Genomic DNA, 26,552 nt, shown 5'->3' on the forward strand with positions numbered 1-26,552 from the left:
GGACAGAGCGTGGGTGTGGTCATCGATCCCGGAGTGCCTCCGGAAGTAGCCGGACTGCTGCGTGCCAACGCCCCGCTGCTGTCCAGGATCAGGGCCGGGTGGGTGCCGCCCGCCGAGCCGCCTCCGTCCAACCGCAAGAGCCCCTCCAGCGCCATGCTCCTGGCCGCCACCCCCTTCGTGGTCGCGCTCATGGGCCTCCTGCTGGCCTCGCGGTTCGCGCCGGCCGGGTTCGTGCTGCTCGGCACGTACGTCTTCATCGTCCTCGTCAAGATCGCCTCCATGAGCGAGGTGCCCGAGGACGACCGGCCGCAGGAGCGCGGCGTGTACGAGCAGGCCCGCTGGTACGACGGCCGCTACCTGCTGCCCGAGGACTTCGACCAGGAGGCCAGGGCCGTCCTGACCCGGGCGCAGAAGGCCATCGGGTCCGTGCTGCGCTCCCACGTCAACGCCGAAGGACTGCTCGACGACGCCCGCAACGCCGTGATGCTGCCCGCCCAGGAGTGGGAGATCGCCCGCCTGCTCGCCAAGCTGTCGGCGCTGCGCCTGGAACACCGGGAGCTGCTGGCCAGGGGCATCGCGCCCGAGGTGGCCGCGGTCATCGAGCCGCTCGAACGGGCCCTGGTCAACAGCGAGGCCGCCGTCGTCGCCCGCGTGGAGGCGCTGGAACGTTACGCCGGCCACGTGGCCGAGGCCGAGCGCGCCTACCACGCCCGCGGCCAGATCGAGGAGCTGCGCGCCCGGCTGCCGCGCTACGAGGAACTGCTGGCGGAGTCCGGCGCGGACAAGCTCGCCGTGCCCGAGATCGAGCGCCTGGCCGAGGACGCCGACGTGCTCGAACGCACCTTACGGCGCAGCGTCCGGTCCGCCCACGAGGCGTTCCGCTATCTCGAAGGCTGACACTCGGACATAGGATCAAAAACGTGCCCGGACGTCATGCGAAGGTGATAGTCGATCCGGCGGTGGCCGACGACGTCGCGGCCCTCTTACGTGACAACCGCAAGCTCCTCCTGCGCATCCACTCCGGCTGGGTGCCCGCGCACAAGCGCCACCGCCCGCTGGTCGGCGTCGTGACCAGGCTGGCGGCCACCGGGACCGCCGCCGTCGCGGCCGTCTACGGCCTGGCCCTCTTCGTCGCCGGGCGCTACACCCCCTTCGCCGTGATCATGACCGGCGCCGCCCTGCTCGTCGTCAGCGTCCTGCTCAGGCCCAGGCCCGACGCCGAGGTGGAACGCGCGCACGCGCTGGAGCTGGCCGTCTACGACAGCGCCCGCAGGCACGAGGGCCGTTACGTCGTGCGCGAACACCTCGACGAACCCGCCAAAGCCCTCATGATCCGCGCCCAGACCGCCATCGACCAGGTCATGGGCTCCAGCGTCAACGCCGAGGGCCTCCTGGACGACGTGCGCAACGCCGTGATGCTGCCCGCCCAGGAGTGGGAGATCGCCCGGCTGCTGGCCAAGCTGTCGGAGCTGCGGGCCGAGCACGAGGACGTCGTCTCCGAAGGACTCACCCCCGAGGTGGCCGCCGTCGCCGAACCCCTCGCCCAGGCCCTCGACAGCAGCCAGCAGGCCGTGATCGCCCGCGTCGAGGCGCTGGAACGTTACGCCGGCCACGTCGCCGACGCCGAGCGCGCCTACCGGGCCCGGCACCAGATCGAACGCCTCAGCGCCAAGCTGCCCCGCTACGAGGAGCTCCTGGCCGAATCGGGCGCCGACGGGTCGTCCGTGCCGGAGCTGAGCCGGTTGTCCGACGACGCCGACCGCCTCGAACAGGCGCTGCGCGACAGCGTCAGCTCCGCGCACGAAGCTTTTCGCCACCTGAGGGGGTGATTTCGCTTAGGATCCGATTTCGTGGCGGATATGGTGGTAGACCCCGAGGTGCCGCCGGATGACGCGCAGTTGCTCAGGGAGAGCCGGCGGGTGCTGCTCAAGATGCGCCAGGGCTGGGTCCCCGAGTCGAGGCGGGCCATATCGATCGCGCAGTACCGGGTCATGGCGGCGTTCGGATCAGCGGCGCTCTTCGGCATGATGGTCGGCGGCAGCCTGGTCGGCCGGGGCCTCGGCCTGCTGATGATCGTCCTCCTGGGCATCCCCCTGATGATCGTGCTGTTCGTCCGCAACGACCTGTCCTTCGACGGCGAGGAGGAGGAGCACGAGCGGAAGGTCTACGAGCAGCTGCGCTGGTACGAGGGCCGCTACGTGCTCATCGACGACCTCGACGAGTCCTCCGCCCGCCTGCTCGCCCGCGCCCAGCGCGCCATCGCCGCCGTCACCGAGTCCCGGATCAACGCCGAGGGCCTGCTCGACGACGTGCGCAACGCGGTGATGCTGCCCGCCCAGGAATGGGAGATCGCCCGCCTGCTGGCCAAGCTGTCCGCGCTGCGCACCAAGCACAGGGAGACCGTGTCCAAGGGGCTCACGCCCGAGGTGGAGGCCGTGGCCGAACCACTCGCGCGGGCCCTCGACAACAGCGAGGCGGCCGTGCTGGCCCGCGTGGAGGCGCTGGAACGTTACGCGTCCAACGTCGCCGACGCCGAGCGCGCGTACCAGGCCCACCACCAGATCGAGGAGCTGAGAGGGCGGCTGCACCAGTACGAGGAGCTGGTGGCCGAGACGGGGGCCGACGGGTTCGCGGTGCCGGAGCTGGAGCGGCTGGCGCAGGACGCGGACCGGCTGGAGCAGGCGCTGCGGCGGAGCGTCACCTCCGCCCACGAGGCCTTCCGCTACCTCGACCCCTGACCCCTTCCACCGCGGAAGGACCTCAGCCGAAGCACGGGCCGTACTCCGGCTCGGGTCCTTCGGGGTGGGCGGCTCCGCGCCGGCGCCCCCCAGGGGGAGCGGGCACCCCTCCGGCCCCAACGCGGCGCACTCCGGCCGGTGCCCTTCGGGCCGTAGGAGGAGCGTTCGCGCGGGCGGCGACCCCCGCCTCGAAGGGATCCAGGCCGGCCTTCGGACGGGGGCGCAGGAGCTAGGCGGGGCGGGCGGTTTCCAGGAGGAGGTCGCACAGGGCGTCGGCGGCGTCCACGCGGCCCAGCTTGGCCGACGCCTGCCCCATCGTCTGGCGCAGCCCCGGGTCGGCCAGCAACGGCATCAGCTCGGCCAGCAGCTGCTCGGCCGTGGGATGCGGCTCCAGCAGGGCCCGGGCCGCCCCCGCCGAGACCAGGTACGCGGCGTTCTTGCGCTGCTCGTCCCCTCCGGTGGGGATCAGCGGCACCAGCACGGAGGGTTTGCCGATGGCGGTCAGCTCCGACACCGTCCCCGCCCCGCTGCGGGAGATCACCACGTCGGCGGCGGCGAACAGGTCGGCCAGCTCCCCGCCCACGTACGGCACCGGATGGTAGCGATCGGCCAGGTCCGCGGGCAGCGCCACTGCCCGCATCTGGTCGATCCATGCCGGCCCGCACTGGTGCACGACCTGCGCGTGCGGCAGCAGCCGCGGCAGGATCTCCGCGATCAGGGTGTTGACCTGCTTGCTGCCCTGCGCGCCGCCCGTCACGTAGATCAGCGGCACCTCGAACGTCAGCCCGAACAGGTCGTACGCCGCCGCCCGGTTGCCCTGCAGCAGCTCGGGCCTGATCGGGTTTCCGGTCACCACGGCCTTCGAGCGCGCGGAGGCGGGCAAATACTCCAGCGACGACTCGTGCGACAGCGCGATCCTGGTCGCCAGCCTGGCCAGGATGCGGTTGGCCAGCCCCACGACCGTCGTCTGCTCGTGCATCACCAGCGGCCGGCGGATCAGCTTGGCCGCCACCCCGATGGGCACCGCCACGTACCCCCCGGTCGACAGCACCACGTCCGGCAGGTAGCGGGCCGCGTGCCCCACCGCCTGCAGCACCCCGATCGGGATGCGGAAGACGTCGGCGATGTTGGTGCCCAGCTCCTTGAGGTTCGGACGGCGGCGCAGCTTACCCGTGGTGATCGCCTTGAACGGGATGCCGTGCTCGGACGTGATCCGCGCCTCCAGGCCGTTGGCGGTGCCCACCCAGAGCACGTCGTGGGGCACCTGGCGCCGCTGGACGGCCGCCAGGGTGGTCAGAGCCGGATAGGTGTGACCACCGGTGCCGCCGCCGGTGATCAACAGTCGCAGGGTTCGTGACATGCGATCAGACTAGGGCCGCACAGCGGAAACCCGTGTGCCCGGTGGAGGAGTCAGGCGTGTTGGAGGTCCGGGCGGCCACGCGGTAGCGGTTGCAGTAGGAATCGTGGCACATGTACGAGCCGCCGCGGATCACCTTCGCCGTGCCGTGCTCGGGACCGGCCGGGTTGTCGGCGGACGCCTCCCAGGTCGTGCCCCACCAGTCGGCCGTCCACTCCCAGACGTTGCCGGAGACGTTGTACAGGCCGTACCCGTTGGGCTGGAACGACTTGACCGGCACCGTCCCCTTGCTCGGCGCCGTCGGGAAGCGGCCCTGCCAGATGTTGCACCGCTGCCGCCCCTTGGGCGCCAGCTCGTCGCCCCATGGGTAGCGCTTGCGCTCCAGGCCGCCGCGGGCGGCCATCTCCCACTCCGCCTCCGTGGGCAGCCGCTTGCCCGCCCACGCGGCGTACGCGGTCGCGTCGTTCCAGGACACGTGGACGACGGGGTGGTTCTGCCGGTCGCCGGCCGACGACCCCGGGCCCTCCGGCGAGCGCCACGAGGCGCCCTCGACGCCCACCCACCAGGGCGCGCCGGGCACGCCGGCGTCCATCACCCCGCCCGTGGCGAACTGGGCGAACACGAATGACCAGCCGATCCGCTCGGCCTCCGTGACGTAGCCGGTCTCCTTGACGAACGTGGCGAACTGCGCGTTCGTCACGCACGTCGGATCGATCAGGAACGGGTCCAGCCGCACCTCGCGCACCGGCCCCTCGCCGTCCTCGGGCCGCCCGTCGGGGTCGTCGCCACCCATCAGGAACGTTCCGCCGGGCACGCGCACCATCCCGCGCGGCGCCTCCCGCCGCACGGCGACCACCGGCCCCGCGTCCGGCCCCGCGTCCGGCCCCGCGTCCGGCCCCGCGTCCGGCCCCGCATACGGCCCCGCATACGGCTGCGCGTGCGGCTGCGCGGCGGCGCCGTCTCTGCTCGGCCCACAGCAAGCGCTCAAAAGTCCCCCAAACGTGTCCGCGACACCATGGAAGGGTAGTCCCTGGAGCATGTCCACGATCACGCGGCTGCCACGGGCCACGGCCGCAGAGACCCTGGCCCTGGCCGCCGTGGTGGCGCTGCCGTCGATCGCGCAGGGCCCCGTCGCGCGCCGCCCGTACGCGGTGCGGCTGGCGGAGCTCGCCGACGCCGACGGCCGGGCGATCCGGCTGCTCGCCCGGCTGCGCGCCGAGCACGGCGAGGGCCCGCTGCTGGTCCGGGCGCCCGGACGCGGCTGGGTGATGCTGCCGCTGGCCCCGCGCGACGTGCGCGCGGTGCTCGACGACCGGGACTTCACCCCGGCGACCAGGGCGAAACGCGGCGCGCTCGGCCACTTCCAGCCCGACGGCGTGCTGATCACCCGCGACCCCGGCCTGCGCGAGCGCCGGCGCGCCCTGAACGACCAGGTGCTCGGCTCCGGATTCGCCCCCTTCGCCCGGGTCGTCGAGGAGGAGGCCGCCACGCTGCCCCGCCATGGGCTGCTGACCTGGCCGCGTTTCCACGCCACGCACTGGCGGATCGTGCGGCGCATCGTGCTCGGCGACGGCGCGCGGGACGACGTGATCCTCACCCGGCAGCTCGACCGGCTGCGCGTCGACGCCAACTGGTCGGATCTGCGCGGGCGCCGTACCGACGTGTTCAACGCCTTCCGGCGCCGGCTGGCCGGGCACCTGGCCCGGGCCGAGCCGGGCAGCCTGGCGGCCGGGCTGGCCCGCGCGCACGCCTCGGCCGACGTGCACCCCGAGGGGCAGGTGCCGCACTGGCTGTTCGCCTTCGACGGGGCCGGTGCCGCGGCCTACCGGGCGCTCGCGCTGGCCGCCGCCCACCAGGGGCCGGCGGATCCGAGGGCCACCATGCTGGAGTCGGTGCGGCTCTGGCCCACCACGACCGCCATCGTGCGCGAGGCCGTCGGCCCGACCGACTGGGACGTCCCCGACGGCACGACCGCGGTGATCTACAGCCCGTACGTGAACAGGGCCGAGCCCGGCGACACCTACCGCCCCGAGCTGTGGCGCGACGGCGGCGGCGAGTGGGCCGGCGTGCCGTTCAGCGCCGGGTTCGCGCGCTGCGCGGGGGAGGACCTCGTGCTGTTCACCGCCGCCACCCACCTGGACGCCGTCCTGCGTGAGCGCTCAGTCAGACCGTCCGTACGCTTGGAGGGGGCGCTGCCGGCCATGCTCAACCACTTCCGGCTCAACTTCGCTGTAAAAGCCGCATAACGGTAGCGTTTTCCCATGCGACTCGGCGTGCTGGACATCGGTTCGAATACTGTCCATTTACTGGTCGTCGACGCCCACAGGGGCGCCCGGCCCATGCCCGCCTACTCCCACAAGGAGGGGCTCCGCCTCACGGAGTACCTGGACGAGGAGAACCGGCTCCGTGCGGAGGGCGTCGAGCGGCTCGCCGCCTTCGTGGAGGGGGCCGTGCACCTGGCGGAGGACAAGGGGGTGGAGGACCTGCTGGCCTTCGCCACCTCGGCCGTGCGCGAGGCGGCCAACGGCTTGGAGGTCCTGGCACAGGTCGAGGAGCGCAGCGGCGTGCACATCGAGGTGCTGTCCGGCCGTGACGAGGCCAGGCTGACGTTCCTGGCGGTGCGCCGGTGGTACGGGTGGTCGTCGGGGCGGCTGCTGGTCTTCGACATAGGCGGTGGCTCGCTGGAGATCGCCTCCGGCGTGGACGAGGAGCCCGACGTGGCCGTCTCGCTGCCGCTGGGCGCCGGGCGGCTGACGCGTGACTGGTTCACCGCCGACCCGCCGTCCGCCGAGGAGGTCCGCAAGCTGCGCAGGCATGTACGCACCGAGATCGCCCGCACGGTCGGCGACGTCGTCAGGAACGGCGAGGCCGACCGCGCGGTGGCCACGTCCAAGACGTTCAAGCAGCTCGCCAGGATCGCCGGCGCGGCGCCCTCCAGTGACGGCCCGTACGTCTCCCGCCCGCTGTCCAGGCACGCCATGGCCGACTGGGCGGTCAAGCTGACCACCATGGGCGGCGCCGAGCGGGCCCAGCTGCCCGGCGTGTCAGAGGGACGGGCGGCGCAGCTCGCGGCCGGGGCGCTGGTCGCCGACGCGGCCATGGACCTGTTCGAGGTGGACCGGCTGGAGGTGTGCCCGTGGGCGCTGCGCGAGGGTGTGATACTGCGCCGGCTCGACATCCTGCCCGGGCGTTTCGACCTGCGCACCGACAGCGCGCTGGAGTAAGGACGATCTATCTCGGAAAAATGGCATAAACCGCTGGGTGCCGGGCATTCTCCGCCGAATGATGGAGGTGCTCGGCACGATCGGCTCTCTCGCCGTCGTGATCCTGCTTATCGTCCTGTCCGTGCTGGCCGTCGCGGTGGTCGCGCTGGTCGTCTTCGGCTGCATGGCCGGTGCGCTGCTGGCCGACTGGCGCGGCCTGTGGCGGCGGCTGACCAGGCTGGCCCGGGGCGGGCCGAGGCTGACGCTCAAGCGCAGCGGGGACGCCGTCCCCGCCCGGCTGCGGGCGCAGCTGAGCGGGAGCACGTCAGGGACACGCCGCCGCTTCCTGCTCGGCGCTCCCCGGCCCGGGGAGCGGGAGTCCAGGGAACACGGACCCGGCAGGGGATTCAGCGGTGCGCGGATCCGCGGGCATCGCCCGGTGGATCGGCACACGCGCCTTTGAACGAGAGAGGGGGGTGGGCCCGGGTGGGCCGGTCACATGGCCATGAGATAGAGCCCGGCCGCTCCCGGCGCGTACCGCAGCCGCTTCTCCAGGCAGACCACCGCGCCGTGCTCGTGCCTGTTGACGAATCGGATGTCGTCGGCGAGCGCGCGCATGATCAGCAGCCCGCGTCCGTGCTCGGCGCCCGGCTCGGGGTTGACGATCTGGTTGGGGTCGAAGCCTTCTCCGTTGTCGATGACCTTGATGACGCACCGGTCGTCGAGGACGGACGTGCTCACCGTGTAGTCGTCGCTCGGTTCGGCGTGCCTGATCACGTTGGAACACGCCTCGGTGAGCATGAGTTCGATGTCGTCTCGGATCTGCGGATCGACGCCGAGGGAACGCAGCGTACCGTCCAGCATCTGTCTTATCAGGGGGACGCTCGCCGCATCCCGGGGCAGTCGGAGCGCTATCGTGGCCTCCACCGGGCCTCCTCCTTCCGTCTGGATGCGTGTCCATCCCCTTCCCTCGTTACAGTGCGTCAATCGTCCCGTTAGAGGTTCGGAGTCCGAAAGCTATGGCTCCAGCAGGCGCATGGCGACCTCCAGGGAGGCCTTTTCCACCTCGTCCTCGGACAGCTTGCCCTCGTCGATCATCCATTTCCCGGCGTGTATCGCGAACAGCGCCGTCGCGCGGCTGACGCGCTCGACGGGCGTGGCTCCGGGCTCGTTCAGCTCGTTCACCAGCTCCATCATCAGCTCGCGGGTCTTGGTGAGCGTCGGATGGTCACGCAGAGCGGTCTGGTTGCGCTCCAGGAACCTGGCCACCCCGATGTGCTGGGTGCGCCGGATCCCCGCGGCGTAGCGCTCGACCAGCTCGCGCCGCGTCTGCGGCGTCTTCGGCTGGCTCCGGGCCCACGCGAGGAGCTCCTCCAGCTCGACCAGCCGGTTGCCGACCAGGCTCGTGACGATGTCGTCCTTGGTCTTGAAGTGGTAGTACAGGGCGGCCTTCGTCACTCCGAGCTCCTCGGCGATCTCCCGCAGAGACGTCGCCTCGTATCCCTGCTCGGTGAACAGCCGGAGCGCGATCTCCTGAATCCGGGTCCGAGTGTCTTCCCGCACTTCACACCTTTTCGACTTGACGGCCGGCAAGTAAGTATCTACTTTATTCTATGCTTGCCGGGCGGCAAGTAAGCAAGATCCAAATCGTAAGTGGGGGGTGTCTGGTGGCGGAGGCAGTCGGACGACGCCGCGAGGTCATGGTCGTTCTGCCGGGACTGATGTTAGCCATGGTCCTGGCGATGCTCGACAACATGATCGTGGGCACGGCCATGCCGCGCATCGTCGGGGAGCTCGGCGGTCTGACGCATCTGTCCTGGGTCGTCACGGCGTACGTGCTGGGCACGACCGTCTCGACGCCGATCTGGGGCAAGATCGGCGACCTGTACGGTCGCAAGACCATCTTCATCATCTCGATCGTCATCTTCATGGTCGGCTCCGCGCTCTGCGGCATGGCGGGTTCGTCGCTGCTCGGCGGGGCGGACGGCGGCATGGCCGAGCTGATCGCCTTCCGCGCGATCCAGGGGCTCGGGGCGGGCGGCCTGATCGTGAACGTCATGGCGATCATCGGCGACCTGGTGCCGCCGCGCGAGCGCGGCCAGTACCAGGGCATCATGGCCGGCGTCATGTCGCTGGCGATGATCGCGGGCCCGCTGGTCGGCGGCTTCATCACCGACCACCTCGACTGGCGCTGGGCCTTCTACGTGAACCTGCCGATCGGCGCCATCGCGCTGGCCATGATCGTGACGCAGCTGCACCTGCCGAAGCTGCGCCACGCCGGCGGCACCGTGCGTATCGACTGGGCGGGCGCGGGCCTGCTGTCCGTCGGCATCACCGCCCTGGTGCTCATCACGACCTGGGGCGGCAACGAGTACGCCTGGGGCTCCTGGCAGATCCTCACCCTCGTCGCGATCGCCGCGGTCACGCTGGCGCTGTTCGTCGCGGTCGAGCGGAAGGTCGTGGAGCCGATCATGCCGCTGCAGCTGTTCGCCAACCGCAACTTCACGCTGATCTCGATCATCGGCTTCCTGCTGGGCTTCGCCATGTTCGGCGCGATCAACTTCCTGCCGCTGTTCCAGCAGATGGTGCAGGGCTCGACGGCCACCAACTCCGGCCTGCTGATGCTGCCGATGATGGGCGCCGCCATGGTCGTGTCGCTGTTCGTGGGCAAGGCGATCACCGTCACGGGCAAGTACAAGATCTACCCGGTGCTCGGCGGGATCGGCATGGCCGTGGGCATGTGGCTGCTGTCCACGATGGACGTCCACACGTCCTCCTGGGTCACCGGCATCTACATCGCCGTGCTCGGCCTCGGCATGGGCTTCCTCATGCAGACCACGATGCTCATCGCGCAGAACAGCGTCGAGCAGAAGGACCTGGGCGTCTCCAGCAGCGCCACCACGTTCTTCAGGTCGATCGGCGGCTCGTTCGGCGTCTCGCTGTTCGGTGCGATCTTCAACAACCACCTCCTGTCGGAGCTGACCTCCCGCTTCGGCGAGCAGGCGGCCGAGCGGGTGGCCAAGAGCGGCGGCAGGATGGACCCCAGCGCGGTCGCCCAGATGCCCGCGCAGATGCGCACCGGGCTGGTGGAGTCGCTGGCGACCTCGATCTCCGGCGTCTTCTGGTGGGCCATCCTGTTCGCGGTCGTCGTGCCCGTGCTGGCCGCGTTCGTCAAGGAGATCCCGCTGCGCGGCGGCGCCCCGGCGCCCGCCGAGGACGAGCAGGCCGTCAGCCCCGCGGCGGGCTGAGCACCCGGCCGAGCGCGCCTCCGGTTCTGGCCTCGGGTTCAACCTCGGGAAAAATGGGAGGCGCGCGGCCGGTGTTTTGTGGACAATCCCCGCTATGCACCACACCCTCGGCCGGCCGCGCCTGGCAGACGCCCCGGCCATCCACGAGCTGATCGCCGCCTACGACACCGCGGTGATCGGCTCTCCCGACATGACGCTCGACGACGTCGCCGACGAGCTGGCCGAGCTCGGCTTCGACCGCGACAGGGACGGCTGGCTGGCCCGCGACGGCGACGGCCGCCTCGACGGCTGGGCCTGGGCGTGCCGCGTCGGCGACAGCGACACGGTGAACGTCGAGGTGATCGTACGGCCCGGCGTGACGGGCCTGGACGACCGGCTCTGGCCCCTGGTGATCGGCCGGGCCGGCGAGCTGGCCGCCGAGGCCGGCCACGACGGCGCCACCCTGCACATCGGCGTCTACCGCGCCGACACCGCCAAGCGGGCCACGGCCCAGGCGCGCGGTTTCGAGCCCGGCACCAGCTTCCACCGCATGCGCATCGACCACAGCACCGGGGGGTCAGCGGAGCCGCTCGCTCCGCTCGCCGGGCTGACCCTGCACACGGGGGAGAGCGAGGACGCGCGGCGCGAGGCGCACCGGGTGCACCAGGAGGGCTTCGCCGAGCACTTCGGGTTCGTACCGGTCGACTATGACGCGTGGTATTCGCGCCGGCAGTCGCAGTCCACGACGGACTGGTCCCAGCTCACCCTGGCCCGCCTCGACGGCCGCCCCGCCGGGGTGCTGATCGCCAACAACCAGTTCGTCCCGGACGAGGGCTGCGGCTACGTGGCCACGCTCGCGGTCGTCCCCGAGTTCCGCGGCCGGGGCCTGGGGCGCTTCCTGCTCCGCCACGCCTTCGCCGCCGACGCGGCGCGCGGCCGCAAGGGCACGATCCTGCACGTCGACTCCAACAACACCACCCCGGCGCTGGGGCTGTACGAGTCGGCCGGCATGCGCCCCGTCCTGGTCATCGACGTCTGGCAGCGCCGCGTCTGACGGCCCAGTCCGACGGCCCAGTCTGGCGGCCCGGTCTGACGGCCCAGTCTGGCGGCCCGGTCTGACGGCCCAGTCTGGCGGCACAGTCTGGCGGCCGCGTCTCGACGAGCTCGCGTCGCTGCCGGTCCACCTCGCCGAGGTCGGCGGTCAATGGCCCGTGCGGGGCGTCAGACGCGGTGGTGGGACAGGTGGTCGAGGATCGACTGGTTGGCCTCCCAGCCGTCGGGGAACTTGACCGGCACCCCCAGCTGCACCGGCTCCGCCGACGGGTGGGCGTCCAGGAGCTCGGCGATGCCCGCCCGGGCCACCACGACGCAGGCGTGCCGGTGCCGCGACGCCAGCACGCACAGCCGCCCCGACTCCAGGTGAAAGGCCGTGGCGTCGCGGCGGCCGGACAGCGGGTGCAGGACGATCGTCACGTCGTACTCGCGCCCCTGCAGGCGGTTGGCCGTGTCGACGGTGATCTCCGCCGGCACCCCGGCGGCCCGGATGGCGGCCACCTGGTCGCGGTGGGCGGCCCCGACCGCGATGCGGTCGGCCGTCACCGGCCGCTCGCCCTGCTCGGAGGAGGCCACGGCGCCGCGCTGCAGCAGGCGCTCGGCCAGCAGCGCCACCGCCTGCACCGCCTCCCCGTCGGTACGCACGGTGTGCCGGTTGGGCAGCTCCAGCAGCGCCCACCCCGACCGGGCGGCCTCCTCCAGCGCCCGGTCGTGCACGGTCCCCATGCCGCCGGTCACCAGCTCCAGCCGCCGGTCACCGTGCGACGTCCCCGACCGGAACCCGGTGAACGGGTAGAACGCCTGCGACACCACCGGCGCGGCCGAGGCCGGCAGGCGCCACGACACCGGCAGCCGGTGCACCGGGAGGTCCGGGTTGTGGCGCAGCAGCACCGACACCGCGCTCTGCAGCGGATCCCACGACAGCCCCGACCATCGGTCCCCGTCCACGATCGAGAACGGGTCGAGCTGCCCCGGATCGCCCACGAACAGCGCCCGCTCGAACAGCCCCGCGATCCGCAGCAGCTTGTCCGAGCGCATCTGGTACGCCTCGTCCACGATCGCCCACGGCCACACCCGGCCGCCGATCCAGGCCCACTTGTCGGCGGTCGCGATGACGATGTCCGGGTCGCCGAGATCCTGGATCCGGGTGCCGACCCGGACGCCGGCCAGCTCCAGCAGCCGCAGCGGCGGCACGTAGCCGCCGGCCGACAGCCGGCCCACGGTCAGGTGGGGGTGCTTCTCGGAGATGCGGGTCACCAGGTCGTCGACCTGCTCGTTCGTCTGGGCGACGATCATCAGGGGCTCGCCGGTCGCCGCGATGTGCGCCGCCGCCCGCACCACCAGCGTGGACTTGCCCGCGCCGGGCGGCGAGTCGACCACGACGCCGCGGTGCCGGGGCAGGTCGGCGAGGACGTTCCTGATGACCTGCTCCGGGCTGTCGGTCACGACCACTCCTCCTGGGCGTCCTCGTCGTCGGGCACGTACTCCTGCGGCGGCCCGCCGTGCGTCCACGGCGTGGCCTCCGAGTCGGGCAGGTTGGGGGAGCCCTGGAAGTCGTCGGTCAGCGAGGTGTAGCAGACCCGCTCGCCGATCTCGGGCACCGCCCCGGGCGCGGCCGTCTTGCCCCGGCCCATGCCCTTGGTGATCTTCAGGGTGACCAGGCCCTGGCCGGCCTCCACGAGCTCGGCGCCCTGGCCGCGGCGCTGCGGGGTGCCCAGCGAGGTGCCGGGCGCCAGGCGTACCGGGTCGTCGGTCTTGATCACCACCAGCGGGCGGAGCTTGCGGGAGCGGCCCTCGCCCTCGGTGTTGTCGGGGACGGTCTCGATCACCTCGCCCGCGAACGCCTCCCCGGTCAGCCGGTACTCGGCCATGACCAGGGGGTCGTCGTAGGCGCGCTGCACGTCGTACGCGGCCTGGGCCCGCTCCATGCGGGCCAGCTTGGCCGCGGCGGCCACCGCCCCGTCGCGCCTGGCCTGCGGCGGCGCGCCCTCGGCGATGTGCACCGCCATGCCGCTGAACGAGCCGCGGTCCTGCTCCCACCGCTGCGCGACGCTCGAGCCCGCCTCCAGCCCGGCCAGCAGGTCGACGGCCTGCCACATGAGCCGCCACGTGGGCTCGAGCTGGGTGCGCAGCGCCTCGGTGATGCGCTCGGGCGACTCGCTGTCCATCGCCGGCGCCAGCACCTCCGCGTCGAACCCCGGATCGGTCGCGGGCCCGGCCGGCGGCCAGATCAGCGGGTCCTCGGCCTCGTCGTCCGGCCCCCTGGTGATCCACGCCAGCAGCGCGGCCAGGTTGGCGTCCTCCAGCGAGCTCTGCCCGCTCGCCCAGTGCCGGCCCAGCTCCTCGGTCGCGGCCAGCATCATCGACGAGCCCGGGTAGGCGGCCCGCTCCGCGAAGTACGTCAGCCACCGCCCCAGCAGCGGCACCGCCTCGGGCACCGGATAGGGCCCGTCGGCCCGGCGGAACCGCGTGGAACGGCCGAGCAGCCTGGTGAAAGCCACCCCGGTCTGGTTGGGCACGATGAGCTGCGGCGCGTCCAGCACCCGCTCGTAGGGGTCGGCGTTCTTGCGCTCCACCGTCTCGGTGTCGGCCATGAAGCCCTCGACGTACGGCAGCAGCACCCCGGCCAGCTCGGCGGCCCAGGCGAAGCGCAGGTCGCGGTTGCGCGGCTGGGTCACCACGAGCAGGCGCGGCCGGTCCCGGTCGGTGCCGAGCATGGCGGCCAGCGGCGCGGCGGCCTCGCCCGACAGCTTGAGCGGGATGAACACCATCGGCCGGTCCGACAGGTGGCAGTGCCTGACGGTCGCGACGGGCTGCGCGATGCCCTCCTCCAGGGCCCGCAGCCGCGCGAGCGAGGTCAGCATGCTCACGTGAGGCACTCCCTGCGCAGGCGTTCGGCGTTGCGGAGCAGCCGGGCGATCTCCTCCTGGCCCTCGGCGGGGTCGCGGGTGCCGTCGGCCAGCCCGAGCGCCTCCGCCACCGAGGCCACCCCGCCCAGCTCGTCGCGCACCTGCCGGCCGAGCAGGTCGGAGGCGCCCTCCTGGCGGGCCTCGTCGCGGCAGAAGAAGCACAGGTCGCACGCGGACATGCAGTCGGGCGCGTAGCGGGCGGTCGCCCTGCGCAGCGCGTCGGCCAGCTCGGCCACGGGCCGGGTGGGCCGCCCGTCCTCGCCGGGCCGCAGGTCGAACGTGAGGTCGTCGGGCAGCCCTTCGAGCAGCCGGTCGAGCGTGGTCATCCGGGTGAGCTGGCGGCGCAGCACGGCCAGCTGCTTGCGCACGTCGACGAGGGTCGCGACGGGCCGGTTGGCGAAGTTCTCCGGGCAGACCAGGACCACGTCGTGCGAGACCTTCGCCGGGTCGTGGCCCAGCTCCTCCAGGAGCGTGCGCAGCGCCAGCACGTACACCGCCGCCTGCCGCGCGGCCGCGGCCACCGCCGCCGGGTCGGCCTGGCCGTCGATCACCGCGAACGACTTGACCTCCACGATGTGGAAGCGGCCGCCGAGCTGGAAGGCCACCACGTCGGGCTCCAGGTAGGCGGTGTGGCCGGCGATCTCCAGGGTGAGCAGCGGGTGGTCGTACAGCGTGCCCGCGTCCTGGCCCTCGCGGGCCGCGCGGTCGATCAGCGCGCGGGTGTGGGCGTGGCGCAGGTGGGCGCCGACGTTCTCGACGTCGTGGTAGGCGACCTCGGCGACAGGCAGGCGCAGCAGCTCGCGCAGCATCCGCAGCAGCTCCGCGCACCCGTCGGCCTTGACCAGCGCCTCGAACATGTTGCCGCGCGTGATCGCGAACGGCGACTGGCCGAACGGCGCGGGGAAGCCGAGGTGCCGGGCGGCGGCGTCCTTGTCGATGCCGGCGCCGTCGAGCAGGGCCCGGCGGGTGCAGCCGGGGTTGGCGGCCAGGGCCGCGATGGCGCGGGCGTCGTGCGGGCGGGGCGGCGTCGTGCCGCGCAACGCGTCAAGCCGCTGGATGTGTTCGCCTTCGCGCTTCAAGCCGCTCACTTCGCGTTCTCCTTCTTGATCGTGCTCAGCGTAGCGGCGCCGAACAGGCGGGCGGCGTCACCGAGCTGCGCCGCGGCGCGTTCTGCCAGCTCGGCGCGATCCCGCGTGTCGCGGTCGCCGTGCACGCGCAGCTCGGCGCGGGCCGCCTCGATCACCCGGTCCGGGTCGGGCGGGCCCAGCGTGCCGTCAGTGGCGCCGGGGATGTTCCTGGCCATCCGCAGGAGTAACCGGTCGGCCCGCCCGTCGGGCGACTCGTGCGAGGCCACCGCGATGGCGCAGGTCAGGAAGTCGACGCGGGGGCTGAGCGGGCCGACCACGCGCCGCTCCAGCGGCCAGGTGCTGAGCGTGAGCAGCCCGCGGGCGGGGGAGAGGCGGTCGGTCAGCGCGGCGCACAGGTAGTACGGCCGCCCGTGCGGCGACGACCGGAACGAGCGCTCCTCGTCCCTGCGCAGGCTGGTGAGCTGGGCACTGCGGATCGTGCCGCCGAAGAACGCGTCGCTGACGGCCACGACGAGCCGCGGCTGGGCGGCCGCGCCGAGCAGCCGCAGCCCCTGGTGCACCTGCTCGCGCACGGTCACCAGGCGCGGCGGCTCCGGCTTGGTCTGCGAGGGCTCGCCGCTCACGAGGGCGTCCCATTCGCGCTCCGCGGTACGCAGCTCGGCGCGCAGGGCGCGGGCCGTGGCGCCGTCCCTGACCCGCATCGCCTTGCGCACGCCCGCCCGGAGCTCGTCGATCCGCCGCTCGAGATCGTCCAGCCGGTCACTCATGGCGCGAGCGTACCAACAGTCCCAGTATTTTCCAGTAATTTCGCGATTTCGAGGCGAACGTGTGATCTACGACGTAAAGGCCGTCGCCCTGCCCGGGGACAGCGGCCTGACGTGCGTAATCGGCGTACGAGGCGGGGACGAAGGCGGTGTGACCCGTGAGAACCGACATCTGGTGGGAGCCGCCGCAGGCGTGGCCGCCCTCGTGCCCGTCTACTACCTGACCGAGGCGGCCGCCAGAGCCCTGCGTACGAGCAGCGCCACGTTCGGCCCGGCGCCCGCGGCGCTCGGCTACCTTGCCGCGGTGGCCGTCATCGTCACCCTCCTGACCGCCTGGCCCGCCGCGGCCCTCGGCTGCGGCATCCCGCTGGCGGCGGCGGGGGCCGTGTTCGCCCTCGACCTGAACGCCGCGCTCGGCGTGGCGGGCAGCCTGCCCTGGGCGCGGGAGGGCGGCCTGCCGTGGTCTCAGCCGGACGGCGTCCCCTGGGCCGAGCTGACCGAGCCGCCCGGCACGATGGCCGGGATGACCGGCCTCTACACGATCATCGGCGCGCTGCTGGTGCTCTCGGCGCTGCTGCCCGGCCGGCTGCGGTCCGTCCTGGGCAGGTGAGAGGCGGATTCCGGGGCGGCCTATCCTGGGCGGGTGAGTGGACGGGACCCCGACCGGCGCAGGGCGCTGCTCGACGCGGCCGACCGGGTCATCCTGGCCCAGGGCCCCGAGGTCTCGATGGCGGCCATCGCCGCCGAGGCCGGCATCACCAAGCCCATCCTCTACCGCCACTTCGGCGACAAGAGCGGCCTCTACCAGGCGCTGGCCGACCGCCACGTGCGTACGGTCATCGCCCAGCTGCGTCCCCAGCTCGTCGCCCCCGGGGCCGACCTGCGGGGCCGGGCGCGGGCGACCATCGGCGTCTACCTCGACCTGATCTCGGCCAACCGCAACCTCTACCGGTTCCTGTTCCACCGGGCCAGCGCCGAGGACTCCAGGATCCGCTCCCACATGACCGCGCTCGTGCGGGGGCTGGGCGAGGAGCTCGGCGGCCTGCTGGCCGGCGAGCGCGCGGTGGCCGACCCGGTGCGGGCGCAGGTGCTGGGGCACGCGTTCGTCGGCATGGTGCAGACGACCGGCGACTGGTGGCTGGAGCATCCCGAGGTGGACCGCGTACAGGTGGTCGAGGGCCTGGTGGACGTGATCGTCGCCGCGCTTGCCCCGCAGGCCGCCGTCAGTCCCCGAAACGGGAGAGCTTCCCGTGCCGCCGGGCGTATCTGAGCGCCCAGGCGAACAACCCCACCGTGCCGGCCAGGTAGACCACGTTGAGCGCGCCCGCCCAGGCCAGCCGGTCCCACGGCACCGCGCCGCCGCCCATGACCGCGCGCATGCCCTCGAACACGTGCGAGGCCGGCAGCAGCCACGAGATCGCCCGTAGCGGCTCCGGCAGCACCGAGATCGGGTAGAAGATCCCGGCCAGTGGCTGCACCACGAACACCAGCGACCAGGCGATCACCTGCGCGTTCTCGCCGAAGCGGAGCACCGCCGCGATGCCGACCAGGCCCAGCGACCAGCCGAGGACGAGCAGCACCGCCATGAACGGCACCAGCCCCACGCCCAGGCTCGTCAGCCCGAACCCGTACAGGCCGAAGGCCAGCCCGGCCATCACCGCGACCGCGAACGCCACCTTGCCCAGCGAGAACAGCACGAGCCCGGTCAGGTATTCGACGCTCGACAGCGGGCTGACCTGCACGTTGAGCAGGTTGCGCGACCAGACGTCCTCCAGGAACGCGATCGAGATCTCGTTGCTGGCCTTCTGCAGCACCTGCCAGAGCAGCACCGCCCCGAGCAGGAACGCCACCACGAACGGCACCCGCTGCGCCTGCAGGAACAGCGTCACGAAGCCCCACAGCACCAGCTCGACCGTCGGCCAGAACAGGATCTCGAACATCCTGATCGGGCTGCGCCGCAGCGCCGCGAAGTCGCGCCGGACCACGCCCAGGACGCGCGTGCGCCGGGCGGCCAGGCTCAACGGGGGCAGGGTCACGGGCAGGGTCACAGGGGTCATCCGCGTGCCACCTTCAGGAACACCTCTTCCAGGTCCTCGGCCCCGTAGCGGCCGGCCAGCTCCTTGGCGCTGCCGGCGGCCACGACGACGCCGTCCGACATGAAGTGGATCCGGTCGCACATGCGCTCGACCTCGCGCATGTTGTGCGAGGTGATCAGCATGGCGCTGCCGTTCTCCCTGGCCAGGCCGGACAGCAGGCCGCGGATGCGGTCGCCGGCGTCGGGGTCGAGGTTGGCCGTGGGCTCGTCGAGCACCAGCAGCCTGGGCGCGTTGAGCAGCGCCTTGGCGAGGTGCACGCGGGTGCGCTGGCCCGACGACAGGTCCATCACCTTGCGCCTGCGCAGCGGGCCCAGCTCGAACAGCTCGATCATCTCCGCCACCCGGCGGCGCGGGTGGCGCAGCGCGTAGAGCCGGGCGAACGCGTCGAGCACCTCGTGCACGTGCAGCACGCCGGGCAGGTCCACGTAGCTGGCGGCGAAGTTGACCTGGCTGAGCGTCTCGGTGCGGTGGCGGGCCAGCTCGAGGCCGAACAGCCGGATCGTGCCCGCGTCGGGGGTGATCAGGCCGAGCAGCATGTGGAGCGTGGTCGACTTGCCCGCGCCGTTGGGGCCGAGCAGGCCGACGACCTCGCCCTCGCCCACGGTGAGGCTGAGGTCGCGCACGGCGGTGACGCCGCCGAACCGCTTGACCAGATGGGACGCTTCCAGGATGGCCACCGGTCAAGCGTGCGGCCCGGGGTCACGCCGGGGCAACGGGTTTTCCGCGCAGCATGCGGAGCAGGTCCCACTCGTTCTCGCACGCGCGCCGGCCGATCGCGGCCAGCTCCACCGACCGGGCGCCGCCGCGCAGGTGCCGCATGGTCTGCATGACGCAGATGATCCCCCACTTGAGCACGCCGAACGTCTCCCACCAGCGCAGCGCGTCCCGGTCCACCGGGTGCCCGCCGGCGGCCTCGTACGCGTCGATCAGCTCGTCGTAGCCGCCGAAGCCGCCCACCGGCAGCGGTGAGCCGAACCGCCACGCCTTCACGCAGAGCCAGCCGAGGTCTTCGAGGGGGTCGCCGAGGTGGGCGAGCTCCCAGTCGAGCACCGCCCTGAGGCCGTCGGGCCCCACGACGAGGTTGCCGTTGCGGAAGTCGCCGTGCACGACCGTGCGGCGCGGGCCTGTAGACGGGCTGGCAGAGTGGCCGGGAGAGTGGCCCGCGGGGCGGTCGGCGGCCAGCCGGCGCAGCGCCAGCTCGAACACCGGGTGCGGCTCGCCCAGCAGGTCCAGCACGTCCCGCCAGCGCCGCAGCGGATCCGCCGCCTCCTCCCGCGCCTCCTGCGCCAGGCAGGAGGGCGGCATGCGGTGGATCGCGGCGAGGGCCCGCCCGCACTGCGCGGCCAGCAGGGGCCGGGCCGCGGCGTAGGCGTCGTCGCGCAGGATCTTGCGCGGGATGGTCTCCCCGGCCACGCGGGTCATGAGGATGTACGACTCCCCGGCGGCGACGATCGCGGGCACCGGCACCCCGGCGCCGGACGCGGCCCGCATGAGCGTGGCCTCCGACGCGAGCGGGGCGCCCGCCTCCAGCGCGACCCCAGGGGAGTCGAGCCGCAGGACCAGCTCGTGCCGCTCGTGCCGCTCGGGGCCCGTGACGACGTCGAGGGCCCAGGTCTCCCGGGACGCCCCGCCGGGCAGCCGGACGCTGAAGGGCACCGACGCGCCTGCCCCGAACACCTCGCCGACGATCTCGTGGAGCCGGGTCATCGCAGGCCGAACTCCCAGTTGCCGCCCGCCGCGTACTCGCCCAGGATGCGCCGCCCCACCGCGTCGACGTGCACCTCGTCGGGCCCGTCGTAGATCCGGCCGGCCCGCGCGTGCCGGTACATCCGATCCAGCGGCGTGTCGGGGGTGAGCCCGGCGGCGCCGTACACCTGGATGGCCCGGTCGATCACGTTGTGCAGCATGCGCGCCCCCACCACCTTGATCGCGCCGATCTCCACCCGGGCCTGCGAGCCGGCGTCCACCGCCTCGGCGGCGTGGAGGGTGAGCAGCCGGGCGGCCTGGATCTCGGCATAGGAGTCGAACACGTGCTGGCGCATGAGCTGCTTATTGGCCAGCGGCTCGCCGAACGCGGTCCGCTCCAGCAACCTGCGGCACATCAGGTCGAACGCCCGCTGCGCCTGCCCGAGCCAGCGCATGCAGTGGAAGATCCGTCCGGGCCCGAGCCGCCGCTGCGCGATGACGAACCCGTGGCCGCGCGGGCCGAGCAGGTTGGCGGCGGGCACGCGGACGTCCTCGTACCGGACCTCGCAGTGCGCCCCGTCGAGCCCCAGCACGGGCGTCTCGCGGACGATGCGGTAGCCGGGCGTGTCCGTCGGCACGAGGATCATGGAGAAGGCCAGATGCGGCGGCGCGTCCTGCTCGGTCCGGCACATGACGGTCGTGTACGCGGCCCGCGACGCCCCAGTAGTGAACCACTTGTGCCCGTTGATCACCCATTCGTCCCCGTCGAGCACCGCGGCGGTCCTGATCTGGGTGGGGTCGCTGCTGGAGATCGACGGCTCGGTCATGGCGAAGCTGGGCCAGATGTCACCCCGCACCAGCGGCTCGAGGTAGCGCTCGCGCTGCTCGGGGGAGGCGTGCTCGTGCAGCATCAGCGAGTCCTGCAGCGTGAACGTGCCCAGCGCGAGCTGCCCGTACTCGCTGCGCCCCTGCACCTCGTTGACGTAGACGTAGTCGAGGAACGGCAGGCCACCGCCGCCCAGCTCACGCGGGTGGCCGAGCGCCCACAGGCCCGCCTTCCTGGCCTCGGCCCGCAGCTCGTCCAGCGCCGCCGCGGCCTCGGGCCCGCCCGCGTGCAGCACCGGCTCGGCCGGCTCCACCCGCTCGGTCATGAACGCGTGGACGGCGTCGCGGATCGGCCGGACACCGTCGGGCACGGCGAAGCTCATGCAAGGATCTCATCCCGGAACCAGTTGCCCGGTCAATCACTTCACGGCAGCCAGCTCACGCGGCCGTGCAGGAAGGCGTACCCGACGAAGGCGACGGCGTCGATCAGCGTGTGCGCCACCACCAGCGGCATCGCGCGCCCCCAGCGCTGGTAGAGCCGCCCGAACACCACGCCCATCACGACGTTCCCGACGAACCCCCCGAAGCCCTGGTACAGGTGGTACGACCCCCGCAGCAGCGCCGACACCGCGACCGCCTTCCACGGCGTCCACCCGGCCTGCCCGAGCCGGTGCAGCAGGTATCCGGCGACGATCACCTCCTCCAGCACCCCGTTCTGCGCCGCCGCGAGCAGCAGCACCGGGACCTGCCACCACACCTGGGGGAGCTGGCCGGCGACGACGGTCAGGTTCACGCCCGTGGCCCACACGACGAGGTAGAACGCCAGCCCGGTGCCGCCGATCGCGGCCGCCAGCACCGCCCCGCGCACCGTGTCGCGGCCCTTCTCCCGGAAGTCCACGCCGATCGTGCGCAGCGACTCGCCGGAGCGCACCATCAGGTACGCCACCAGCGCGACCGGCGCCACGCTGATGGCGATGTCGGCCAGCTGCAGCGCCAGGTCCAGCCACGGCCGCCCGGGCGCCATCGACCGGACCAGCACGGCCTGCTGGCCCTTCAGCTGCTCGGGCGCCGTGAGCGAGCCGATCAGGCGCAGCAGCGCCAGCAGGCCGCTGGCGCCGAGCGAGACCGAGAACACGACGAACAGCTCGGCCCGGATGAGCCGGGGCCCGAGCGCCGGGGGCGGTCCCAGGGGAGAGGCGGTGGGAGACTCTGTGCGCATGGCCGCAGGCTAGCCGTTCATCGATCGGATGCGGGTAAATAGCGACTTGAGGGGAAATCGATGGAATCTGCTCCGCACGACGTGCCCACGGCGGCCCAGCTCGTGGCCGCCGTCCGCGACTTCCTCCAGAGCGACGTGCTCCCGGCCGTGGACGGGCGGGTGCGCTTCCACGCGCGGGTGGCGATCAACGTGCTCGGCATGGTGGAACGGGAGATCACGCTCGGGCCGGAGCAGGCGCGCGAGCACGCGGCGCGGCTGGCCGCGCTGGGCATGGCCGACGACGCCGAGCTGGCCGCCGCCATCCGCGAGGGCCGGATCGAGGACGACCACGCCCTCGTCACCGCCCTGGAGCAGGCCGTACGGGCGAAGCTGGCGGTCGCCAACCCCGCCTACCCGCAAGACTGACGGCCCGCCCCGCGCGTGGCGGGACGGGCCGTCAGCGGGGGATCAGTGCGAGCCGGTCAGGTCCAGGTCCTTGACCTTCGGGTCACCCTCGTCGGCGAAGTACTCGTCGCGGGCCGTCGCGTCCTTGCCGTCGGCCACCTTGGCCGCCCGGAACAGCAGCGTGGCCAGCGCCGCCACCACCACGTTCACGGCCAGCGCCACGAATCCGGGGTAGATCGTCATCTTGGTGTCGAAGCCGAAGTTCGACAGCGCGAACGCCGAGCCGCCGAAGTGCAGCTTGCCGCTGACGGGATTCGGGATGAGGTACAGCATCCACATGCCCGCCACCAGGCCGGCCGCCCAGCCCGCGATCAGCCCGCCCTTGTGGAACCAGCGCGTGTACAGGCCCAGCGCCACCGCCGGCAGCGTCTGCAGGATGATCACGCCACCGATGAGCTGCAGGTCGATCGAGAACTGCGGGTCGAGCGCCAGGATGCACAGCACCGCGCCCACCTTGACGAGCAGCGACACGATCTTGGAGACGTTGGCCTCCTCGCGGTCGCTGGCGTTCTTGTTGAAGTACTCGCGGTAGATGTTGCGGGTGAACAGGTTCGCCGCCGCGATCGACATGATCGCCGCGGGGACGAGCGCGCCGATGCCGACGGCCGCGTACGCGACGCCCGTGAACCAGTCGGGGAACATCTTGTCGAACAGCAGGGGCACGATCGTGTTGTTGTCGGCCTTGCCGTTGGTCATCACCGGCTTGACGCCGGCCGCGATGGCCATGAAGCCGAGCAGCGCGATCAGGCCGAGCACGAAGCTGTAGGCGGGCAGCGCGGACATGTTCCGCTTGATGACGTTGCGGTTCTTCGAGGCCAGCACGCCGGTGAGGCTGTGCGGGTAGAGGAACAGCGCCAGCGCCGAGCCGAAGGCCAGCGTCACGTACTGGAGCTGGTTGTTGGCGTTCAGCAGGATGCCGTCGCCCGGCGCCGGGCTGGCGTCGAACTTGGCCTTGGCAGCGTCGAAGATCGAGTCCCAGCCGCCCAGCTTGGCCGGGATGTAGATGACGGCCGCCAGGATCACGATGTAGATCAGCGTGTCCTTGACGAACGCGATCAGCGCGGGCGCCCGCAGGCCCGACTGGTAGGTGTACGCGGCCAGGATCGCGAACGCGATCACGATCGGCAGGTGCCCGGTGATGCCCATCGCCTTCAGCACCGACTCGATGCCGATGAGCTGGAGCGCGATGTACGGCATCGTCGCCACCAGCCCGGTGATCGCGATCACCAGCGCCAGGGTCGGCGACCCGAAGCGGGCCCGTACGAAGTCGGCGGGGGTGACGAACCCGTGCACGTGCGACACCGACCACATCCGGGCCAGCACCAGGAACACCAGCGGGTACACCACGACCGTGTACGGCAGCGCGTAGAACCCGATCGCGCCGGAGCCGAACACCAGCGCCGGCACCGCCACGAACGTGTAGGCGGTGTAGAGGTCGCCGCCCACCAGGAACCACGTGATCCAGGACCCGAAGCTGCGACCGCCGAGCCCCCACTCGTTGAGGCTGGCCAGGTCGGTCGGCCGCCGCCACCGCGCCGCCACGAACCCCATGACGGTGACCAGGAGGAACAGCAGCACGAAGACGACCAGCTCGGTCGTGTGCCCGCTCACTTGGTCATCCTGTAGACGATGGTCGTGGACACGACGCCGACGGCGATGAAGGCCAGCTGGAGCCAGTAAAAGAGCGGGAAGCCCAGCAGGCGGGGCTCGTCGGCGTTGAACAGGAACGTCAGCAGCGGCAGCACGATGGGCAGGATCAGCAGCCAGTTCCAGGGGCTGCGGTCGGTGCGTGGCTGCCCGGGTTCCCCGGTAGTCATCAACCCTCCGATGAGTGGATCTGGAGCCGGCTGTGACCGGTTCCTGACGGGTAGTCAATGGAGGGAGAGTAGCTTTACGGTGGTATTAATCCAAATGTCGGCAATATTACGGTTTGGCCTAAATCTTCATTCTTTGCCGACTGGTCACACGCGCCACCCCAGAAACCATAAACACCAGCCCGCCGCACGCCTCCCCCTGATCGCCGAATGGTCCCTTCCCCGCGACGAACGGTCCCGCACCCTTCGCCCACCGCCCCGCCGCCACCCGGCCGGCACCTAGCGCGACGCGCCGCGTGCCAACGCCCGAGCGTGGGGCGGCTCCGCCGCGACGTGGCGGGTGGCGACGTCCGGGCGTGGGGCGGCTCCGCGGCGACGTGGCGGGTGCCGACGTCGGGCTGTGGGGCGGCGCCTTCGTGGCGGCGTGGCGGGTGGCGACGTCGGGTTGTGGTGCGGTGGCTCCGTGGCGATGTGGCGGGTGGCGACGTCCGGGCGTGGTGCGGTGGCTCCGTGGCGGCGTGGCGCGTGCCGACGTCGGGGCGTAGTGCGCGGCGCTCCCGGGGCGTCGTGAGGCGGCGCTGCCGGGCGGCGGTGGGGGAGTTTGGAGGCGCCGCGTCGGCGGGCCGGGGTGCGGCGGGCTCCGGCGCCGTCGACGGTGCCCGGCCTTGTGGGGCGCGCTTTTCTGGGCAGTGCGCCGCGTGCTCGGGCGTTGCGGAGGGGCCGGTGCCGGACGGCGGGGTGGGTCGTCGTCGGACGGCGCTTGGGCGGCGGCGTGGGGCCATCATCGGGTGGCACGTGGCGACCGCTTGGCGTAGGGCCGTCGTGGGAGGGTTGGGCGGCGTTCGGGTGGCGGCGTGAGGTCGTCACCGGGCGGCACGTGGCGGGCTTACGCGGCGTGGGGCCGTCGTGGGGCGGCGCGTCGCGGGGGCGCGCCTCCGAGGGGCGAGCCTCGAGGAGCGCCTCGAGGCGCGCATCGAGGAGCGCGTGGAGGGCGCGCGTCGAGAGCGCGCGTCGCGGGTTCCGTGGCGTGGGGCGGTCGTGCGGGATCGCGCCGCGGGCCAGACGGTGTGGTCGGCGGCGGTTCCAAACGCGTGGCAGACGTCCCCCGGCTGGCCCACCAGGCGCGTCCAGGCCGCGAAGCCCACCCACGGTTCTACGGAAAGGCCGCGAAGCCCACCCACGTACGGAAAAACATGACACGAGATGTCGGCTATTCGAGGAACGATCGCCCACATGATTGCTTTGGTGGCGGGAGCGACCCGCGGAACAGGACGGGGCATCGCGGTCGCGCTGGGTGCGGCGGGCGCGACGGTCTACTGCACGGGCAGGAGCACGCGCGAGCGGCGCTCGGAGATCAACCGGCCGGAGACCATCGAGGAGACGGCGGAGCTGGTGACCGCGGCCGGCGGCACGGGCATCGCGGTCCAGGTCGACCACCTGGACCCCGGCCAGGTGGAGGCGCTGGCCGAGCGGGTGGAGCGCGAGCAGGGCAGGCTCGACGTGCTGGTCAACGACGTGTGGGGCAGCGACCACCTCTGGGAGTGGGACACCCCGGTCTGGAAGCACGACATGGACAAGGGCTTGCGGCTGCTGCGGCTGGCGGTGGACACGCACATCATCAGCAGCCGCCACATGCTCCCGCTGCTGATCAGGAACGAGGGCGGCCTGGTCGTCGAGGTCACCGACGGCACCTGGGCCTTCAACGAGACCCGCTACCGCGAGAACGTCTACTACGACCTGGCCAAGGTCTCGGTCAACCGGCTGGCCTTCGCCTGGTCGCGCGAGCTGCGCCCGTACGGGGGGACCGCGGTGGCGGTGACGCCGGGGTTCCTGCGCTCGGAGGCCATGCTCGACAACTTCGGCGTCACCGAGGACAACTGGCGCGAGGCGAAGGTGGACGTCACCTGGATGGTCTCCGAGACCCCCGCGTACGTCGGCCGGGGCGTGGCCGCCCTCGCCACCGACCCCGACCGGCAGCGCTGGTCCGGCAGGTCGGTCTCCAGCGAGGACCTGGCCGTCGCGTACGGCTTCACGGACGTGGACGGCAGCCGCCCGCGGGTGTGGAGCTTCATCACGGAGGTACGGGAGCCGGGCAAGGACACCGACCCGGCGGAATACCGCTGACGGGC

General features: G+C 72.3%; 27 protein-coding genes. 12 read left to right on the plus strand and 15 right to left on the minus strand.

Features of this window, described 5'->3' with window-relative positions; genetic code table 11:
- The first annotated feature begins 9 nt into the window (after nucleotides 1-9).
- Genes HD596_RS38060 through HD596_RS38070 form a run of 3 tightly spaced genes read left to right on the plus strand, consistent with a single transcriptional unit; the run spans nucleotide 10 to nucleotide 2,738 of the window.
- Complete coding sequence (locus HD596_RS38060; protein ID WP_313045930.1) at nucleotides 10-897, plus strand: hypothetical protein; 888 nt, start codon at nucleotides 10-12, stop codon at nucleotides 895-897.
- Between the two features lie 23 nt (nucleotides 898-920).
- Complete coding sequence (locus tag HD596_RS38065; RefSeq protein WP_246555138.1) at nucleotides 921-1,829, plus strand: hypothetical protein; 909 nt, start codon at nucleotides 921-923, stop codon at nucleotides 1,827-1,829.
- Nucleotides 1,830-1,859: 30 nt separating this feature from the next.
- Nucleotides 1,860-2,738, plus strand: coding sequence for a hypothetical protein (locus HD596_RS38070; protein ID WP_185074311.1), 879 nt, complete (start codon nucleotides 1,860-1,862; stop codon nucleotides 2,736-2,738).
- 229 nt (nucleotides 2,739-2,967) lie between these two features.
- Here HD596_RS38070 and HD596_RS38075 read toward each other — a convergent pair whose 3' ends face one another.
- A complete protein-coding gene (locus HD596_RS38075) occupies nucleotides 2,968-4,098 on the minus strand; it encodes a UDP-N-acetylglucosamine--N-acetylmuramyl-(pentapeptide) pyrophosphoryl-undecaprenol N-acetylglucosamine transferase (protein WP_185074312.1) in 1,131 nt (376 codons plus the stop codon).
- A 4-nt stretch (nucleotides 4,099-4,102) separates the two neighbouring features.
- Nucleotides 4,103-4,942: a formylglycine-generating enzyme family protein gene (locus tag HD596_RS38080; RefSeq protein WP_512699282.1), complete on the minus strand. Its 840-nt coding sequence runs from the start codon at nucleotides 4,940-4,942 to the stop codon at nucleotides 4,103-4,105.
- A gap of 190 nt (nucleotides 4,943-5,132) precedes the next feature.
- Here HD596_RS38080 and HD596_RS38085 point away from each other — a divergent pair, with 190 nt between their 5' ends.
- The 3 genes from HD596_RS38085 to HD596_RS38095 are packed head-to-tail and all read left to right on the plus strand — an operon-like array spanning nucleotide 5,133 to nucleotide 7,761.
- Nucleotides 5,133-6,341 carry a cytochrome P450 family protein gene (locus HD596_RS38085; protein WP_185074313.1) on the plus strand — a complete coding sequence of 403 codons (1,209 nt, stop codon included), beginning with the start codon at nucleotides 5,133-5,135 and terminating at the stop codon, nucleotides 6,339-6,341.
- Between the two features lie 15 nt (nucleotides 6,342-6,356).
- Nucleotides 6,357-7,319, plus strand: coding sequence for a Ppx/GppA family phosphatase (locus tag HD596_RS38090; RefSeq protein WP_185074314.1), 963 nt, complete (start codon nucleotides 6,357-6,359; stop codon nucleotides 7,317-7,319).
- Between the two features lie 58 nt (nucleotides 7,320-7,377).
- A complete protein-coding gene (locus HD596_RS38095; RefSeq protein WP_185074315.1) occupies nucleotides 7,378-7,761 on the plus strand; it encodes a hypothetical protein in 384 nt (127 codons plus the stop codon).
- A 32-nt stretch (nucleotides 7,762-7,793) separates the two neighbouring features.
- Here the strand turns inward: HD596_RS38095 and HD596_RS38100 are convergent, their stop codons facing one another.
- Together HD596_RS38100 and HD596_RS38105 are read right to left on the minus strand one after the other, a co-directional pair.
- Entirely contained in the window at nucleotides 7,794-8,225 is a 432-nt protein-coding gene (locus HD596_RS38100) for an ATP-binding protein (protein ID WP_185074316.1), read from the minus strand.
- A 90-nt stretch (nucleotides 8,226-8,315) separates the two neighbouring features.
- Complete coding sequence (locus HD596_RS38105; protein ID WP_185074317.1) at nucleotides 8,316-8,861, minus strand: TetR/AcrR family transcriptional regulator; 546 nt, start codon at nucleotides 8,859-8,861, stop codon at nucleotides 8,316-8,318.
- A 50-nt stretch (nucleotides 8,862-8,911) separates the two neighbouring features.
- Here HD596_RS38105 and HD596_RS38110 point away from each other — a divergent pair, with 50 nt between their 5' ends.
- Nucleotides 8,912-10,546 (plus strand): MDR family MFS transporter, encoded by a 1,635-nt coding sequence (locus tag HD596_RS38110; RefSeq protein WP_185074318.1) that lies wholly within the window; start codon nucleotides 8,912-8,914, stop codon nucleotides 10,544-10,546.
- Between the two features lie 94 nt (nucleotides 10,547-10,640).
- Nucleotides 10,641-11,579, plus strand: coding sequence for a GNAT family N-acetyltransferase (locus HD596_RS38115; RefSeq protein WP_185074319.1), 939 nt, complete (start codon nucleotides 10,641-10,643; stop codon nucleotides 11,577-11,579).
- Nucleotides 11,580-11,746: 167 nt separating this feature from the next.
- On the opposite strand, the gene HD596_RS38120 is transcribed toward HD596_RS38115, so the two are convergent.
- From HD596_RS38120 to HD596_RS38135, 4 genes are read right to left on the minus strand one after another with little or no spacing between them, the layout of a single operon-like run.
- Nucleotides 11,747-13,024, minus strand: coding sequence for an AAA family ATPase (locus tag HD596_RS38120; protein WP_313045938.1), 1,278 nt, complete (start codon nucleotides 13,022-13,024; stop codon nucleotides 11,747-11,749).
- On the minus strand, nucleotides 13,021-14,442 hold the full coding sequence (locus HD596_RS38125) for a hypothetical protein (protein ID WP_221520993.1): 1,422 nt from the start codon (nucleotides 14,440-14,442) through the stop codon (nucleotides 13,021-13,023). Before HD596_RS38125 ends, HD596_RS38120 begins: the two co-directional genes overlap by 4 nt.
- 2 nt (nucleotides 14,443-14,444) lie before the next feature.
- The gene (locus tag HD596_RS38130; RefSeq protein ID WP_185074322.1) at nucleotides 14,445-15,575 is read right to left on the minus strand and encodes a hypothetical protein; all 1,131 of its coding nucleotides are present in this window, start codon (nucleotides 15,573-15,575) and stop codon (nucleotides 14,445-14,447) included.
- Nucleotides 15,572-16,342: a hypothetical protein gene (locus HD596_RS38135; RefSeq protein WP_185074323.1), complete on the minus strand. Its 771-nt coding sequence runs from the start codon at nucleotides 16,340-16,342 to the stop codon at nucleotides 15,572-15,574. Before HD596_RS38135 ends, HD596_RS38130 begins: the two co-directional genes overlap by 4 nt.
- Before the next feature lie 61 nt (nucleotides 16,343-16,403).
- Here HD596_RS38135 and HD596_RS38140 point away from each other — a divergent pair, with 61 nt between their 5' ends.
- Both HD596_RS38140 and HD596_RS38145 read left to right on the plus strand, forming a co-directional pair.
- A complete protein-coding gene (locus tag HD596_RS38140) occupies nucleotides 16,404-16,949 on the plus strand; it encodes a hypothetical protein (RefSeq protein ID WP_221519698.1) in 546 nt (181 codons plus the stop codon).
- A gap of 33 nt (nucleotides 16,950-16,982) precedes the next feature.
- Nucleotides 16,983-17,609: a TetR/AcrR family transcriptional regulator gene (locus HD596_RS38145; RefSeq protein WP_185074325.1), complete on the plus strand. Its 627-nt coding sequence runs from the start codon at nucleotides 16,983-16,985 to the stop codon at nucleotides 17,607-17,609.
- Here the strand turns inward: HD596_RS38145 and HD596_RS38150 are convergent.
- The 5 genes from HD596_RS38150 to HD596_RS38170 are packed head-to-tail and all read right to left on the minus strand — an operon-like array spanning nucleotide 17,563 to nucleotide 22,165.
- The gene (locus HD596_RS38150) at nucleotides 17,563-18,396 is read right to left on the minus strand and encodes an ABC transporter permease (protein ID WP_185074326.1); all 834 of its coding nucleotides are present in this window, start codon (nucleotides 18,394-18,396) and stop codon (nucleotides 17,563-17,565) included. The genes HD596_RS38145 and HD596_RS38150 overlap by 47 nt on opposite strands.
- Nucleotides 18,393-19,112, minus strand: a complete 720-nt coding sequence (locus HD596_RS38155; RefSeq protein WP_185074327.1) for an ABC transporter ATP-binding protein — start codon at nucleotides 19,110-19,112, stop codon at nucleotides 18,393-18,395. Before HD596_RS38155 ends, HD596_RS38150 begins: the two co-directional genes overlap by 4 nt.
- 22 nt (nucleotides 19,113-19,134) lie before the next feature.
- A complete protein-coding gene (locus tag HD596_RS38160) occupies nucleotides 19,135-20,142 on the minus strand; it encodes a phosphotransferase family protein (protein WP_185074328.1) in 1,008 nt (335 codons plus the stop codon).
- A complete protein-coding gene (locus tag HD596_RS38165) occupies nucleotides 20,139-21,329 on the minus strand; it encodes an acyl-CoA dehydrogenase family protein (RefSeq protein ID WP_185074329.1) in 1,191 nt (396 codons plus the stop codon). The genes HD596_RS38160 and HD596_RS38165 overlap by 4 nt, the downstream gene beginning before the upstream one ends.
- Before the next feature lie 41 nt (nucleotides 21,330-21,370).
- Nucleotides 21,371-22,165, minus strand: a complete 795-nt coding sequence (locus tag HD596_RS38170) for a CPBP family intramembrane glutamic endopeptidase (protein WP_185074330.1) — start codon at nucleotides 22,163-22,165, stop codon at nucleotides 21,371-21,373.
- Between the two features lie 60 nt (nucleotides 22,166-22,225).
- Here HD596_RS38170 and HD596_RS38175 point away from each other — a divergent pair, with 60 nt between their 5' ends.
- Nucleotides 22,226-22,570, plus strand: coding sequence for a DUF6285 domain-containing protein (locus HD596_RS38175; protein ID WP_185074331.1), 345 nt, complete (start codon nucleotides 22,226-22,228; stop codon nucleotides 22,568-22,570).
- 42 nt (nucleotides 22,571-22,612) lie between these two features.
- Here the strand turns inward: HD596_RS38175 and mctP are convergent, their stop codons facing one another.
- Nucleotides 22,613-24,220, minus strand: a complete 1,608-nt coding sequence (gene mctP / locus HD596_RS38180; RefSeq protein ID WP_313045947.1) for a monocarboxylate uptake permease MctP — start codon at nucleotides 24,218-24,220, stop codon at nucleotides 22,613-22,615.
- Nucleotides 24,217-24,426 carry a DUF3311 domain-containing protein gene (locus HD596_RS38185; RefSeq protein ID WP_185074332.1) on the minus strand — a complete coding sequence of 70 codons (210 nt, stop codon included), beginning with the start codon at nucleotides 24,424-24,426 and terminating at the stop codon, nucleotides 24,217-24,219. The genes mctP and HD596_RS38185 overlap by 4 nt, the downstream gene beginning before the upstream one ends.
- 1,230 nt (nucleotides 24,427-25,656) lie before the next feature.
- Between HD596_RS38185 and HD596_RS38190 the strand changes: the two genes are divergently transcribed.
- Nucleotides 25,657-26,547 carry an SDR family oxidoreductase gene (locus HD596_RS38190; protein WP_221519699.1) on the plus strand — a complete coding sequence of 297 codons (891 nt, stop codon included), beginning with the start codon at nucleotides 25,657-25,659 and terminating at the stop codon, nucleotides 26,545-26,547.
- Nucleotides 26,548-26,552: the final 5 nt, after the last annotated feature.

The organism is Nonomuraea jabiensis, assembly GCF_014204795.1.
GTDB lineage: Bacteria > Actinomycetota > Actinomycetes > Streptosporangiales > Streptosporangiaceae > Nonomuraea > Nonomuraea jabiensis.

Coding starts and splice junctions, on each gene's coding strand:
- HD596_RS38070 (WP_185074311.1), top strand. CDS start 1,860: ATGGTGGTAGACCCCGAGGTGCCGCCGGATGACGCGCAGTTGCTCAGG.
- HD596_RS38075 (WP_185074312.1), bottom strand. CDS start 4,098: ATGTCACGAACCCTGCGACTGTTGATCACCGGCGGCGGCACCGGTGGT.
- HD596_RS38085 (WP_185074313.1), top strand. CDS start 5,133: ATGTCCACGATCACGCGGCTGCCACGGGCCACGGCCGCAGAGACCCTG.
- HD596_RS38090 (WP_185074314.1), top strand. CDS start 6,357: ATGCGACTCGGCGTGCTGGACATCGGTTCGAATACTGTCCATTTACTG.
- HD596_RS38095 (WP_185074315.1), top strand. CDS start 7,378: ATGATGGAGGTGCTCGGCACGATCGGCTCTCTCGCCGTCGTGATCCTG.
- HD596_RS38110 (WP_185074318.1), top strand. CDS start 8,912: ATGCTTGCCGGGCGGCAAGTAAGCAAGATCCAAATCGTAAGTGGGGGG.
- HD596_RS38115 (WP_185074319.1), top strand. CDS start 10,641: ATGCACCACACCCTCGGCCGGCCGCGCCTGGCAGACGCCCCGGCCATC.
- HD596_RS38125 (WP_221520993.1), bottom strand. CDS start 14,442: ATGCTGACCTCGCTCGCGCGGCTGCGGGCCCTGGAGGAGGGCATCGCG.
- HD596_RS38135 (WP_185074323.1), bottom strand. CDS start 16,342: ATGAGTGACCGGCTGGACGATCTCGAGCGGCGGATCGACGAGCTCCGG.
- HD596_RS38150 (WP_185074326.1), bottom strand. CDS start 18,396: ATGACCCCTGTGACCCTGCCCGTGACCCTGCCCCCGTTGAGCCTGGCC.
- HD596_RS38160 (WP_185074328.1), bottom strand. CDS start 20,142: ATGACCCGGCTCCACGAGATCGTCGGCGAGGTGTTCGGGGCAGGCGCG.
- HD596_RS38165 (WP_185074329.1), bottom strand. CDS start 21,329: ATGAGCTTCGCCGTGCCCGACGGTGTCCGGCCGATCCGCGACGCCGTC.
- HD596_RS38170 (WP_185074330.1), bottom strand. CDS start 22,165: ATGCGCACAGAGTCTCCCACCGCCTCTCCCCTGGGACCGCCCCCGGCG.
- HD596_RS38175 (WP_185074331.1), top strand. CDS start 22,226: ATGGAATCTGCTCCGCACGACGTGCCCACGGCGGCCCAGCTCGTGGCC.
- HD596_RS38185 (WP_185074332.1), bottom strand. CDS start 24,426: ATGACTACCGGGGAACCCGGGCAGCCACGCACCGACCGCAGCCCCTGG.
- HD596_RS38190 (WP_221519699.1), top strand. CDS start 25,657: ATGATTGCTTTGGTGGCGGGAGCGACCCGCGGAACAGGACGGGGCATC.